This is a genomic window from Mycobacterium sp. 1482292.6, from assembly GCF_001672995.1.
Taxonomy (GTDB): Bacteria; Actinomycetota; Actinomycetes; order Mycobacteriales; family Mycobacteriaceae; genus Mycobacterium; species Mycobacterium europaeum_A.
Genome location: NZ_LZKV01000052.1, coordinates 1 through 13,334 on the forward strand (window position 1 = coordinate 1; position 13,334 = coordinate 13,334).

The window sequence follows — 13,334 nt, forward strand, 5'->3', positions numbered from 1 at the left end:
GCGGCCGGCGCTCGGGTGGAGCGTTTTGACCTGCGGTGATTGGTGGTCCCGGCTGGGATCGAACCAGCGACCTTCCGCGTGTGAAGCGGACGCTCTCCCACTGAGCCACGGGACCGGCGCCGAGACGGCGAACGACGTCGAAGACTAGCACGCGCCGGCCCCGACAATACCGGCCGCCGTGTGACGGCTCGACGCGGCTGACCGGCCCCAATCCGACCGGCCCTGCCGCCGCTTCGTATTGCAGGCGCCGTCCAGCCCCGATAAGTTCGCTGTATGCGAACGTGCGCCGGGTCGTGAACCGGGCTGCAATGCGCATCCAGGTGCACGTCCGGCAAGTTAGCGAGTTTGCTCGTCGCGCCGGGCGCCTGGCCGGAATCTCTTCGTTCGTCAACGGCTCCTGACGCCGACGCTCATGGTGGTGGGGTTGGTGCTAACGGGGACGCGGGCCGCGGAGGCCGAGGCCGTCTCCCAATTCCTCGATACCTGCCGGGCCGAACCCGCGTGCCTGCTGGTGGAGGGTGAGGCCGGTATCGGCAAGACCACGTTGTGGCTGGCCGCGCTGGAGCAGGCCCGTGAGCAAGGGATGCGTGTTCTCACCGCGCGTGCGGCAATCACGGAATCGGTGACGGCCTACATCTCGCTGGCCGACCTGCTGTCGACCGTCGATCGTGCGGTGCTTGACGCGCTACCCGGACCCCAGCGCCTGGCGATCGACCGGATCCTGTTGCAGGTCAGCGACGACGGCCTGACGACCGATCAGCGTGCGGTCGCGGCGGCGTTTCTCTCGGTCGTCGACATCCTGGCCGAAAACACTCCGGTGCTGGTGGCCATCGACGACCTCCAGTGGCTGGACCCCTCGAGCGCTCGCGTGGTGGCATTCGCGGCACGACGGTTTTCCGGTCCGGTCGGCCTGCTGGCGACCGTGCGCACCGGTGACGGTGACGATGTGTCATGGCTGCAGCTCGAAAAGCCGAACGCCACAAGGCGAATGACACTCAACCCCTTGGCCATCGGCGCGCTGCACCAGGTCATCACCGCACGGTTGGGCCGCTCGTTTTCCCGGCACGCCATGCTGCGCATCCACGAGGCGTCCGGCGGTAACCCGTTCTACGCCATCGAGTTAGCGCGCACCATCCCCGAGGGCGAAACGGGCATCGAGATGACGCTGCCCACCACCTTGACCGGGCTGATGGCCTCCAAGATCGGCGTGCTGGATGAGGATCTTCGCGACATCCTCCTCGCCGCCGCATGCCTGGCCAGGCCGACCATGGAAGCCGTCTCGCAGGCGACCGCCCGGGACGTCCAGGAGTGCGTGGACCGACTGTTGGACGCCGAGCGGCGCGGCATCGTGACCATCGATCGCAACCGTGTGCGGTTCACCCACCCGCTGCTCACCGCCGCGGTCTATACGATGGCCACACCCACACAGCGGCGCGTCATGCACAGGCGGTTGGCGACCGTGGTCGACCACCCGGAATTGCGGGCTCGCCACCTGGCGCTGGCCGCCACCCACGGTGATGCGGAGACGCTGACGGCCCTCGATGCCGCAGCCGAGTTGGCCAACAGGCGCGGGGCGCCGGCGGCCGCCGCGGAATTCATCGAGTTGGCCAACGAGCTCGGCGCCGTCAGTCCTGAACGCCAGATTCGCTGCGCCGCATTCCATTTCAGCGCCGGCGACGCCGCACGCGCGCGGAGCATCCTCGAGGAAGTCATCGGGACGCCCGCGCCGGCGAATGTACAGGCCGAGGCGCTCAGCCTGCTGGGGCGGTGGGCGTTGCTCGACGGCAGTTCACGGGACGGCGCCCGAAAGCTGCAACGGGCCGCGGATGCGGCCGCCGGAGACGACAGGCTGCTAAGCCACATACTCACGACATTATCGTTCGCACGCCTCAACATTCACGAGTTCGACGCCGCCATCGACGCGGTTGACGAGGCGGTCGTCACGGCGTCCCGGCTGGACGACCGTCAGCTGCTGAGCCAGGCGTTGAGCATGCGCGTGCTGGTGCGATTTCTGGTCGGCGAGGGTTTCGACGAAGAGGAATTACGGACCGCATTGACGCTGGACGACGGCGACGATCCGTCCTCGGCCACGATCTGGCCGACCCTACATCGCGCCGAATTGCTCATCGGCACAGGAAGACTCGACGACGGGCGCCGGGAACTCAGGGCAATTCGGCAACGCTATATCGACCGCGGCGCCGAAAGCGAAATGATGGTCGGCGCGTTCCACAGCGCGCTCAATGAGATGTGGCGCGGTGACTTCGCGGAGGCCTCGCTCATCGGGGAGGACGCACTGCAACGTGCGCGCCAGCTCGACGCGGACCTGCCGCTGGCCGTGGCGCTGATGATCCAGGCGCTGGTGGCCGCCTACGCCGGCGACGAGGCGGTCGCGCGCCGCGATGCCACCGCCGCCTTGGCCGCCGCCGAGCGCTGCGACTCGCCCGCGCTGGTCACCGTCTGGCCCACCAGCACGCTCGGCTTCCTCGAGGTTTCGCTGGGCGACTACGAAGCCGCGCTGCAGGCACTTTCACCGCTGCTGAGTGAGTTCGAGCGAAGCCCGCGCGCCACAGAAATTTTCGTCACCCCTTTTCTGCCCGATGCCGCCGAAGCCCTGATTCAGCTCGGACGGCTCGATGAGGCGCGGCCCCTCATCGACGTCTTGGAGGCCAACGGACATCGATTGGGCAGGCCGTGGATGCTGGCGTCGGGTGCGCGTTGCCGGGCAATGCTGCTGGCCGGGGGCCGAGACCTCGGTGCGGCGCTGGCGGCCGCGCGACGGGCGATGGCCGAACACGAGCGGTTGCCCATGCCATTTGAGCGCGCCCGCACGCAGTTGCTACTCGGAGAGATCCTGCGCAGGCAGCGCAGCCGGGAGAATGCCGCCGCGGCGATGCGGGCGGCGGTGGATACGTTCGTGGAGCTGGGCACGCCGCTGTGGGTGCGGCGCGCGCGAAGCTCGTTGGAGCGCATCACTTTCGGCCGAGCCGACGCCCAGGTGCTGACGCCGGCCGAGCGCCGGATCGCCGATCTGGCGGCGGCGGGCAAGACCAATCACGACATCGCCTCGGGGCTGTTCATCAGCCCCAAGACCGTCGAGGTCCACCTCTCACGGATCTACCGCAAGCTCGGCATCCGGTCGCGCGCCGAACTCGGCCGCCGCCTCGACCAACTGGAAGTCGATTCCTGACACGGCGCCCGGCCGCCGGAAAGTGTAGGGAAATCCCTAATTGATACGGCGGGCGCTGCGGGCGTTTGCTGGACCCACCGCGCGGGCGGCGGTTGCCTCATCGACGAACAAGAGACATACGGGCGAGACCGTGTGTCGCGCATATCGAAAGGAACGCCATGCCAACGACTCCGCGCTTGCACACCATGGTTGCTGTGCTCGCGGCCGTCGCCATCGCCGCTAGCAGCGCACCGCAGGCGATGTTGCCGAGGGCCCAGGCCCACCCGGGCCAACACACCGTGGTGTACCGGATCCTCGGCGGTGGTGACGTCTTCTCCGTCATCCCCGACCCCGGAACACCGGTGTATCCGGCGAGCACCACCACCTGGGTTTCGGTGCCCTGGTCGCAGACCGTGCAGGTCAACGGTAATCCGTACCTGGCGTTGAACTACACCGATAAAACTGGCGGTCCGCACGACTGTGCGATTCAGGTGGACGGCCAGCCCGTCCCGCTCACCGAACACACGACCGGTAGGTGCGCGTACCAGATCCCCGGCCCCGCGCAGTAATACGCGGACGGCGACGACAACGACACGAAGGAGAGCAGCGGTGAAGCATGGGATCGTCGTCGGCGCAGCCGGTATGGCCGTCGTCATCGCGAGTTGTGCTGGCTGTTCCGGTAAGTCAAACACGGGCGCATCAAACCCGCCGGCGCCCGCCGGACCGCAGGTCATCGTCGACGGCAAGAGCCAGAACGTGACCGGCGCGGTCACCTGCAACCCGTCCGGGAACAGGATCACCATCGGCATCGGCGACGCGGCCAACGGTCTGGGCGCGGTGATCAGCACCGACAACCCGCCCATTGTTCACGCGGTCGGGCTCGGCATCGTCGACGGCATCACGCTCGGCTATTCCGACGCCGCACCGGGTCAGGGCGGATCCGCCGGGGCCGCGGCAAGCGGCAAGTCCTACCAGATCAAGGGCACCGCGACCGGTGCCGACACCAGCGACCCGCACCAACCGAAGCCGGTAACCAAGCCCTTCGAGTTGGACGTGACCTGCCCTTAGAAGGGAACGCAACCGATGTCCATCAAACGTCTCGCCGCAGCAGCCGGAGTCGCTGCGGGCCTGGGTTTGTCCGTCGCGGGGGTCAACGCGGGACTCGCCGGCTCCGCCCCGCCGTTGGACCCGCCGCCGTGCCCCAACGGGCAAAAGGGCTGCTCCGGTGTCCCCAACCCCGGCCCCGGGTATGGGGGCACGGGGACGGTGCCTGCTCCCGGGTCACACGTTCCCGGGGCCGGCGGCGCAACGCCGACGACCACGCCGCCGCGAAACAGCACCCCGCCGCCGACCACCTCGAAGCCGTGGAGTACCACTCCGCCGCCGACCACCTCGAAGCCGTGGAGTACCACTCCGCCGCCGACCACCTCGAAGCCGTGGAGCACCACTCCGCCGCCGACCACGTCTGCGCCGTGGAGCACCACTCCGCCGCCGACCACGTCTGCGCCGTGGAGCACTCCCGGACCGACACCCTCGCAGTGGAGCACTCCGGCGCCCACGACCTCGATACCGTTCTCGTGCCCCGCCTGGCATCCGGACTGCACCCCTGCCAACCAAAACCCGGGTCCCAGCCCCAGCGCCGGCCCCGGATACGGGGGCGCCGGCTCCACGCCGCCGTCACCCTCGGCGCCGTGGGGCGGCTCGCCGCAACCGACCCCCAACCGCCCGATCCTCAACGCGCCGAACTATCAGCCGCCACACGAGCCCTACTACCCGCCGCGTGGTCCGATCTTGCGCGGCGCTCCGCAAGTCGGCGGCCCCGTCGACCTGCCCGGCGGCTTCTGGATTCCGGGTCAGGGGGCGCCGCCGCCGCCGCGGCCGAACGGCTACGGCTGGAATGACGGCCCGGCTCCGGGCCAGCCCCCGCCCAACTGGGAGGGTCCGCCGCCTGCCGGTGGCTGGAACGGGCCACCGCCGGCCGGCGGTTGGAACCGCCCGTGGACCGGGCCACCGGTTGACGCATCCTATGGGCAGCGCTATTTCGCGCCGTTCACCTACAACACCTACACGGTCCTGCCGATCTTCAATTGGCAGTACGGCGGTTGGGGTTACTGGTTCGACGGCATCTGGACCCCGCTGTACTGAGCCACTGCGGGTGGCTATCGAATTCGCTTCAGGCACAGACATACTCAAGAAGAATCGGCTAGATACTCACTGGGCCAAGCGAATTCGGCGACCACTTCAGTCGAAGGCGAGCGACCATCCGATGACGGCGCTGATCCGTTCCGCGGGTGCGCCCGCGTCGACGCAGACCCGCGCGACGGTTTCCGCCGATTCGGCGGCGAAGATGCCGAAGGCATACTCATCCGCGGGAACCGCCAACGCCATCAGCAGTCGGATCTGGCTGCCGCTCGCCGCCACGGATGTCGCGCTGTCGTTGAGATGTCCGGCCGTCTCATTGATGAAGTGCGCGTGCGCGTCAGGGCCGTACCACTCGACCAGAAAGCGTTCCAAGCCCGCGCCGGGGATCACCATTGCCCCACGCTATTGCGCTGCACGGGCAGCCGATATCAGGGATATTCCTACTCTTTGGCCCTCGCGACGGCGCCCCGACGTAGGCTCGCGCGGTATTGCCTGATCGTGCCCGCTGAGCGACCATGAACTGCATGAGTAAGGTAACCCTAACTACCGAGCTGCCGATCCCGGTCGAGACGGCGTCCGCACTGGCGCGCAAGCCCGAGCTGATGCGGCACGTGTTGAGCCCGGTGCTGCGGGTGTACCGGCTCGACGTCCCCGAGCGCATCGAGGTGGGCACCCAAGGATCGGCGCGGTTCTGGTGGTTCGGCGTGATCCCGGCCTGGACGCATCACCTCACCATCAAGCGACTCGAGCCGACCGAGATCTACACCAACGAGCACGGCGGACCCGTCCGGACCTGGAATCACCGCCTGACGTTCGAACCCATCGACGAGCGCAGCTGCCGCTACACCGACGAGATCGAAACGGACGACGGCCTGCACGGGCTGCTCACCCGCGCCTTCGTCCGGGTGATGTTTCGTCACCGGCATCGGCGATGGCGCAAGCTCGCGCGGATCCTGCACTGACAGCGCACACCCGAGAGAGGACGGCGAACCATGGTCGGAAATCAAGAAGGCGTCGGCATGCTGAAACTCGAATGCCCGCAACGCCATCCCGTCGGCAGAATCCTCAAAGACGCCCCGCATCAATCCGTCCAGTTCGACCCCGGGGCTCAGGTCGGGCCGCGGCGGTTCTGGCCGGACGAAGACGAACAACCAAACTTCAAGGCGCTCTGCAGGTTCTGCGACAAGCCGGTGGGGGACGCCACGTCGACCCTGCAGTCCAAGCTCTCCTCGGTGATCGCCGACGCGTCCGCGACGGCGGAGACGGCGACGCTGCCTTACGTGTAGGCGGGGGGTCGGCCCGATACTGTAAGAGCTACAGTAGCGGCGCGACGCATCCGCGGAGCCGACCCGAGAGGAGTCCCGTGGCGCAGACACCGCAGAACACCCCCCGTCCGCCCGACGGCGACTGGCTGGGCACGCCGTACCTGCGCTTCGAGCGCCACGGACCGATCGCCGTGTGCACCATCGACCGGCCCGAAGCGCGCAACGCGCTGAGCCCGGCCATGTACTTCGGAATCCGTTATGCGGTGGGACGTCTCAACGAGGACCCGGATCTGGCCGGGCTGGTGCTCACCGGCACCGGCGACGTCTTCGCCCCCGGCGGCGACATGGGCGGCGGGGGAGGCGAGGACAACTGGATCACCTTCGGTTCGGCGCTCGGCATGGACGTGACGCCGTTCGACGCCGTGCGCACCTCGGCCAAGCCCATCGTCTCCGCGGTCAACGGGCTGTGCCAGGGCGGCGGGTTCCAGATCGCGTTGTGCAGCGACCTGTCGGTGGTCAGCGATCGGGCGACCTTCCGGGTGCCCGAGTTGTTCCGCGGCTACGCCGACACCTACTACAGCCAGATGCTCACCCGCGTCATCGGGCCGGTGCGCACCCGCGACCTGATGTTCACCGGTCGGGTGCTGACCGCGGTCGAAGCCCTCGACTGGGGCCTGGTCACCAGGGTGGTGCCGCACGAGGGCCTGCTTGACGCGGCGAACGAGCTACTGGCGCAGTGCTGTCGAACCGCACCGCGTGCCCGCGGCGTCATCAAGTCCAGCATCGACGGTTACCTGGGCCTCTATGACCGCATCGGCATGACCGCCAGCCTGTCCGACGCCGAGGCCATCGAAGGCTTCCGCTCCTTCAAGGAGCGCCGCTCGCCCGACTGGGTGCATCCAGAGCTGCGCGTGCAGGGACGCCTATAAGTCGATCCACTCGCCGTGCGGGGCGACCCTGAGCACGTCGCTGATGCCGGCCTGATCGAACGCCGCGACGAATTCGTCGACGCCCTCGGCGAAATGGGCCCAGCCGTCGACGTGGGCGGGGATTACCGTCCTGGCGCCAAGCAACTCGGCCGCGGCCGCCGCGCGCGCCGCGGTCAGCGTCAACGGCCGCCCACGCTCCTTGGTGGGCACGCTCGCCGCACCGGCGAACAGCACGGCGATGTCGACCCGACCGACGCGATCGGCGACGTCTTTGACCGCGGTCATGGAGGCGTTGTCGCCGCTGAGGTACACCGTCGGCAGGCCCGGCCCGGACAGCACGAAACCCGTCACCTCGCAGTTGATGTGGCCGCCGGCGTCGCGCCGGCCGTCGGCCGGACCGTGGACCGCCGGAACCGCTTGCACGGTAAGCGACGTGGATGCGCCGTTGAGTTCGTGGGACTGCCAGGGCGCCACGCCGACCGCCGGCGGACCCAACCGGCCCGCGGCGTCGGGATGGGTGAGCAGCAGGGGCGCGGCCAGCGCCATGCGGCGGCCCTCGTCGTCGAAGTTGTCGGGATGCTGGTCGTGGCTGACCAGCACCACATCCACCGGCCCGAGGGCCTCGACGCTCACCGCGGGACCGGTGAGCTTGGTCAGGTAGGCGTGTACGCCCGGCGGGTCGAACGTGGGGTCCATGACGATCCTGCGGCCGGCGATGTCGACGACTGTCGTGGGACCGCCCAGCACGCTGATCGCGCAGTCGCGGCGCGCGGCATCCAGGCGGGTGCTCATATGCCCCGCGCCCTATCGCGCCAAAACGGTTCCCGCAGCTCGGTTTTCAGGATCTTCCCGCTCGCGTTGCGGGGGAGTTCGGCCACGAAGTCGACCGTGCGCGGACATTTGAAGCCGGCCAGATGCTCGCGGCAGAATTCGATGATGCCTTTCTCGTCGACCTCGCCGTCGGCCACCACGATCGCCTTGACCGATTCGCCCCAGAAGTCGTCGGGCACCCCGATCACCGCGGCGTCCTCGACGGCGGGATGCTCGATGAGCACGCTTTCCACCTCTGGGCCGTACACGTTCTCGCCGCCGGTGATGATCATGTCCTTGATGCGGTCCTCGATGTAGACGTAGCCGTCGGCGTCCAGCCGACCGATGTCGCCGGTGCGCACCCAATCGTCGGCGGTAATCGTCTCGGCCGTCGCGTCCGGCCGGTTGAGGTAGCCCGTCATGTTCTGGTTGCTGCGCACCCAGACCTCACCGGACTCGCCGGTCGCCAACGGGTTACCGGTCTCGGGGTCGGCGATGCGAATCTCGCAGCCCAGCACCGCCTTTCCGGCCGCCAGTTGCAGCTCGGGCCGCGCCGCGTCGCGGTGATCGTCGTCGGACAGCGCGGTGACCGCCCCGCACAGTTCCGTCTGCCCGTACACCTGCACGAATTTCGTGTTGGGCCAGGTGGACAGCGCGCGATGCAGCAGCGATAGCGGCATCGGTGCGGCGCCGTAGACGATGTAGCGCAGGCCGGCGAGGGCCGCGGTCGCCGCCTCACCCGCGTCCAGGAACCGGGCGATCACCGGCGGGACGAAGAACGCGTGCGTGGCGCCGGCCCGCACCGCGCCGATAAGCGTTGCCGCGTCGGGCTCACGGGTAATGAATGTCGGTGCACCCGAACGGATTCCGAATAGCGCATAGCCGATCCCGCCGACGTGGAACAACGGCATCGCCACCAAGTTGGCGTCGCCCTCGTCGAAGGGAAACGCCGGAGCCAGGTTGGACGCGTGATTGACCAGCGCGCGCTGGCTGAGCAGCACGCCCTTGGGGCGTCCGGTGGTGCCGGAGCTGTAAATCACCAACGCCGTCTCGTTTTCGTCGACGCTCGCGTCGGCCTGCGTCGGGGGCGCCGCGGCGAGCAACGATTCGTATTCTTCACCGACCTCGATGATGCGTTCCACACCCGGGACCCGCTCGGCGGCGGACACGGCCGCCGCACGCAGCTCGGCGCCGACGAGCAGCACGCGGGCGCCGCTGTCGGTGAGGACGTGGACGAGTTCGTCGCCGACCACTCGCCAGTTGACGACCGTGGTCACGACGCCGATCGAGGCGCCGGCGATGAGGACCTCGAGACAGGCGGGGTGGTTCTTGTCCAGGAAGGCCACGCACTGGCCCCGCTCGAGGCCGGCGGCGCGCAGCGCACCGGCGGCGCGACGGATCCGCGAGCTCCACTCGGCCCAGGACCACTGGCGTTCGCCGTACCGGATGGCGACCGCGTCGGGCCGGTGCTGTGCGTGTCGTTCGACGATGCCGGCGAGCGTCTCCGCCGTGCTGGTCGCCGTCTCGGCTGATGGCATGAACCCCTCCGCGGTCGATTCGTACCAGTTTGTAATACGCGGTCGGTTGCACGCGTGCGACGCCGACCCTCGCCCGCGCGGGTCGCTAGCGGCTCATTGCAGGGAGCTGATCATCATTCCGCCCTCGCCGGCGGCCTGACTGGTCGCGCTGCTGTCCTGGCGGAAGTCGATGAACGCCGATCGGCCGTTCGAGGCGTTCAGCAGCTCGGTGAACGTGCCGATCACCGGGATCGCGCCCTGCGGGTTCACCACGGTCGCGGTGTAGTCGACGGAGGCTTCCTGCTGGAAGTTGGGGCCGGGCAGGGGCTTGGTCTCGGGCGCGGTCAGGCGGTTCACGTCGGTCAGGATGGCCGATGCGCCGCCGGTGAACTGGTCGATGTCGGCCTGCAGCAGCCCGGCGGCGTCCGCGCCGCCCGCGGCTTTGACCGTGATCCGCAGCTGCGCGGTGGTGTCGGCGTTGTTCAGCGCCACCCAGTTCGGGCCGCGGTTTCCGACCGTCCAGCCGGGGGCCGCGGTGACCGAGACGCCCGGCGCGATGGCGACGGCGTCATCGGACAACAGCGCGACCGCGGCGGTTGGCGCGGCCCGGTCGACGGGGGAGCCGAGCAAGACCACCGCGGTGACGGCGGCCGCGCCGATCGCTCCGAAACGCCATCCGGTCCGGCGCGACCGCGCCCGCGGCTGAGGTATTGACATCGGCCTATCGTCCTCCAGCTGGCACGGCTATGTCCAAGACGGGTTTGCTATGGCTCGATACAGCCGGCCTATCGAACGACTGCATTGGTAAAGCCAACGGCGCGAACGTGTGTCACCATGACGGGGCCGAACCGCCCACCACCCGTGAAGGATGCGACATGGTGAACTCCGACCGCGCCCGTTCCCGCACCTTCGTCGTGACCGGCGCCGCGTCCGGAATCGGGTTGGCCACCGCGCGACGGTTGTTGGCCGAGGGCGGCACCGTGATCGGCGCCGACGTGGCCGCCCCGCCCGACGACCTGGGCGCGCGGTTCACCTTCGTCTCCGCCGACGTGACCGACGAAGCCGCGATCGCCGCGGTGCTGGCCGCCGTGCCGGGCCGCCTCGACGGCCTCTTCCACGCCGCCGGGGTCGCCGGGGGAGGCCCGGTGCACCTGCTCGAGCGCGCCGAATGGGATCGGGTGATCGGGATCAACCTCACCGGCACCTTCCTGGTGGCTAAGGCGGCCCTGGCGAAGATGATCGACCAACCCCGGGCCGACGGCGAACGCGGCTCGATCGTGACGGTCGCCAGCGTCGAAGGCCTGGAGGGCACCGCCGGGGGCAGCTCGTACAACGCGGCCAAGGGCGGCGTCGTGCTGCTCACCAAGAACATTGCCCTCGACTACGGGCCGAGCGGCATCCGGGCCAACGTCATCTGCCCCGGCTTCATCGAAACACCCATGGCGCACAGCGTCTTCAGCATTCCCGGCATGGAGGGACCGCTGGCCTCCATCACCAAGGAGCACGCCCTGCAGCGCCTGGGGCAGCCCGAGGAGATCGCCGCCATGGCCGCCTTCCTGCTCTCGCCCGACGCCTCCTTCGTCAGCGGCCAGGCGCTCGCCGTCGACGGCGGCTACACCGCCGGACGCGATCACGGTGTGGTCGAACTCTTCGGCTTTCCCGACTGATCCAACTAAGATTCGTCCATGAGCGGTGCACTTACCCCTGACCAGGCGATCGAGGCGATCCGGGGCGCCGGCGGAGCACAGCCTGGATGCCGCGCGCTGCACGCCAAGGGCACCCTGTACCGCGGCACGTTCACCGCGACCCCCGACGCGCTCATGCTCTCGCGCGCACAGCATCTCGACGGTTCGACCGTCCCGGCGCTGATCCGCTTCTCCAACGGATCGGGCAACCCCGAGCAGCGCGACGGCGCACCCGGGGTGCGCGGGATGGCGGTGAAGTTCACCCTGCCCGACGGCTCCACCACCGACGTTTCGACGCAGACCGCCCGGTTGTTCGTCTCCAGCACGCCCGACGGATTCATCGATCTGCTCAAGGCGATGCGGCCCGGTCTCACCACGCCGCTGCGCATGGCCAAACACCTGCTCACCCATCCGCGGCTGCTCGGCGCGTTGCCCCTGCTGCGTGAGGCGAACCGGATCCCGGCCAGCTACGCCACCACCGAATACCACGGCCTGCACGCCTTCCGCTGGATCGCCGCCGACGGCAGCGCCAGATTCGTTCGCTACCACCTGGTTCCGACCGCGGCCGAGGAGTACTTGTCGGGGTCGGACGCCCACGACAAGGATCGGGACTTCCTCACCGACGAACTGCAGACGCGGCTGGACGGCGGGCCGGTGCGGTTCGACTTCCGGGTGCAGATCGCCGGTCCCACCGACTCGACCGTGGACCCGTCGGCGGCCTGGCAGAGCACCCAGATCGTCACCGTGGGCACCCTGGCCATCACCGGTCTGGACACCGAGCGCGAGCACGGCGGCGACATCGTGGTGTTCGATCCGATGCGGGTGACCGACGGCATCGAGCCGTCCGACGATCCGGTGCTGCACTTTCGGACGCTGGCGTATTCGGCCTCGGTCAAGCTGCGGACCGGCGTGGAACGCGGCGCGCAAGCCCCGCCCGCCTGACCGGCCGACCCGGGCCGACGCTCGCCTCGCGCCGAAATCGGCGGCACGCTAAGGTTTTTCTCCGGTGTCGCCATTTCAGATGTTCCTCATATGCCTGGCCGGGCTGGGTGCCGGTGCGATCAACGCGCTGGTCGGGTCCGGCACCCTGATCACCTTCCCGACGCTGGTCGCGCTCGGCTATCCGCCGGTGACGGCCACCATGTCGAACGCAACGGGTCTGGTCGCCGGCAGCGTCTCGGGGACCTGGGGCTATCGCGCCGAGCTGCGCGGCCAGTGGGATCGGCTGCGGTGGCAGCTCCCGGCATCGTTGGCCGGCGCGGCGCTGGGCGCGTACCTGCTGCTGCATCTGCCCGAGAAGGTGTTCGCCGACATCGTGCCGGTGCTGCTGGTGCTGGCGCTGGTGTTGGTGGTCGTCGGGCCACGGATCCAGGCGTGGACGGCCCGGCGCGCCGAGCAGGCGGGTCGCTCGCCCGACCACGTCAGCCCGCGCCGGATGGCGACGCTGGTGTTCGGCACGTTCGCCGTCGGCGTCTACGGCGGCTATTTCACAGCGGCGCAAGGGATTCTGCTGGTCGGCCTGATGGGCGCCCTGCTTCCGGAATCGGTGCAGCGCACCAACGCGGCCAAGAACTTATTGGCGTTGATGGTGAATGTGGTTGCCGCCATTGCCTATACGGCGGTGGCGTTCGATCGGATCAGCTGGCCGGCCGCCGGGCTGATCGCGGCGGGCTCACTGGTCGGCGGGCTGCTCGGCGCGCGCTACGGGCGGCGGTTGTCGGGCAATGCGCTGCGGGCGATCATCGTGGCCGTGGGACTGATCGGGCTCTATCGCCTGCTCGCGGTGACCTGACGAGAAATCACGTACACCAACGCGATTC

14 protein-coding genes and 1 tRNA gene are annotated in these 13,334 nt (G+C 69.0%); 10 read left to right on the top strand and 5 right to left on the bottom strand.

Annotation, left to right across the window (positions count from 1 at the left end; translation table 11 throughout):
* Positions 1-40: 40 nt before the first annotated feature.
* Positions 41-115 (bottom strand) — tRNA-Val (locus A5624_RS04715).
* A gap of 303 nt (positions 116-418) precedes the next feature.
* On the opposite strand from A5624_RS04715, the gene A5624_RS04720 reads away from it, so the two are divergent.
* The 4 genes from A5624_RS04720 to A5624_RS29425 all read left to right on the top strand — a co-directional run bounded on the left by A5624_RS04720 (position 419) and on the right by A5624_RS29425 (position 5,311).
* The gene (locus tag A5624_RS04720) at positions 419-3,187 is read left to right on the top strand and encodes an AAA family ATPase (protein WP_369827436.1); all 2,769 of its coding nucleotides are present in this window, start codon (positions 419-421) and stop codon (positions 3,185-3,187) included.
* A gap of 158 nt (positions 3,188-3,345) precedes the next feature.
* Entirely contained in the window at positions 3,346-3,735 is a 390-nt protein-coding gene (locus tag A5624_RS04725) for a hypothetical protein (RefSeq protein WP_156748810.1), read from the top strand.
* A gap of 40 nt (positions 3,736-3,775) precedes the next feature.
* Positions 3,776-4,234 (top strand): lipoprotein LpqH, encoded by a 459-nt coding sequence (locus tag A5624_RS04730; RefSeq protein ID WP_197497985.1) that lies wholly within the window; start codon positions 3,776-3,778, stop codon positions 4,232-4,234.
* A gap of 15 nt (positions 4,235-4,249) precedes the next feature.
* A complete protein-coding gene (locus tag A5624_RS29425; RefSeq protein WP_369827437.1) occupies positions 4,250-5,311 on the top strand; it encodes an MAP_0585 family protein in 1,062 nt (353 codons plus the stop codon).
* 96 nt (positions 5,312-5,407) lie between these two features.
* Here A5624_RS29425 and A5624_RS04740 read toward each other — a convergent pair whose 3' ends face one another.
* Entirely contained in the window at positions 5,408-5,701 is a 294-nt protein-coding gene (locus A5624_RS04740; RefSeq protein ID WP_066862318.1) for a hypothetical protein, read from the bottom strand.
* A 122-nt stretch (positions 5,702-5,823) separates the two neighbouring features.
* Between A5624_RS04740 and A5624_RS04745 the strand changes: the two genes are divergently transcribed.
* The 3 genes from A5624_RS04745 (at position 5,824) to A5624_RS04755 (ending at position 7,502) form a co-directional block, all read left to right on the top strand.
* Entirely contained in the window at positions 5,824-6,270 is a 447-nt protein-coding gene (locus A5624_RS04745; RefSeq protein WP_066862321.1) for a hypothetical protein, read from the top strand.
* A 30-nt stretch (positions 6,271-6,300) separates the two neighbouring features.
* Positions 6,301-6,594, top strand: a complete 294-nt coding sequence (locus A5624_RS04750) for a hypothetical protein (RefSeq protein WP_066862324.1) — start codon at positions 6,301-6,303, stop codon at positions 6,592-6,594.
* A gap of 77 nt (positions 6,595-6,671) precedes the next feature.
* Positions 6,672-7,502, top strand: coding sequence for an enoyl-CoA hydratase/isomerase family protein (locus A5624_RS04755; protein WP_066862327.1), 831 nt, complete (start codon positions 6,672-6,674; stop codon positions 7,500-7,502).
* Here the strand turns inward: A5624_RS04755 and A5624_RS04760 are convergent.
* The 3 genes from A5624_RS04760 to A5624_RS04770 form a co-directional block, all read right to left on the bottom strand.
* Entirely contained in the window at positions 7,497-8,282 is a 786-nt protein-coding gene (locus tag A5624_RS04760) for an MBL fold metallo-hydrolase (RefSeq protein WP_066862348.1), read from the bottom strand. The genes A5624_RS04755 and A5624_RS04760 overlap by 6 nt on opposite strands.
* A gap of 8 nt (positions 8,283-8,290) precedes the next feature.
* Positions 8,291-9,850 (bottom strand): long-chain-fatty-acid--CoA ligase, encoded by a 1,560-nt coding sequence (locus A5624_RS04765; protein ID WP_066862330.1) that lies wholly within the window; start codon positions 9,848-9,850, stop codon positions 8,291-8,293.
* Positions 9,851-9,943: 93 nt separating this feature from the next.
* Positions 9,944-10,546 (bottom strand): hypothetical protein, encoded by a 603-nt coding sequence (locus A5624_RS04770; protein WP_066862333.1) that lies wholly within the window; start codon positions 10,544-10,546, stop codon positions 9,944-9,946.
* Between the two features lie 158 nt (positions 10,547-10,704).
* Here A5624_RS04770 and A5624_RS04775 point away from each other — a divergent pair, with 158 nt between their 5' ends.
* The 3 genes from A5624_RS04775 (at position 10,705) to A5624_RS04785 (ending at position 13,306) form a co-directional block, all read left to right on the top strand.
* Positions 10,705-11,496, top strand: a complete 792-nt coding sequence (locus A5624_RS04775) for an SDR family NAD(P)-dependent oxidoreductase (protein ID WP_066862351.1) — start codon at positions 10,705-10,707, stop codon at positions 11,494-11,496.
* Positions 11,497-11,514: 18 nt separating this feature from the next.
* Positions 11,515-12,456, top strand: coding sequence for a catalase family peroxidase (locus A5624_RS04780; protein ID WP_066862337.1), 942 nt, complete (start codon positions 11,515-11,517; stop codon positions 12,454-12,456).
* A 79-nt stretch (positions 12,457-12,535) separates the two neighbouring features.
* A complete protein-coding gene (locus A5624_RS04785; RefSeq protein ID WP_156748812.1) occupies positions 12,536-13,306 on the top strand; it encodes a sulfite exporter TauE/SafE family protein in 771 nt (256 codons plus the stop codon).
* Positions 13,307-13,334 lie beyond the last annotated feature (28 nt).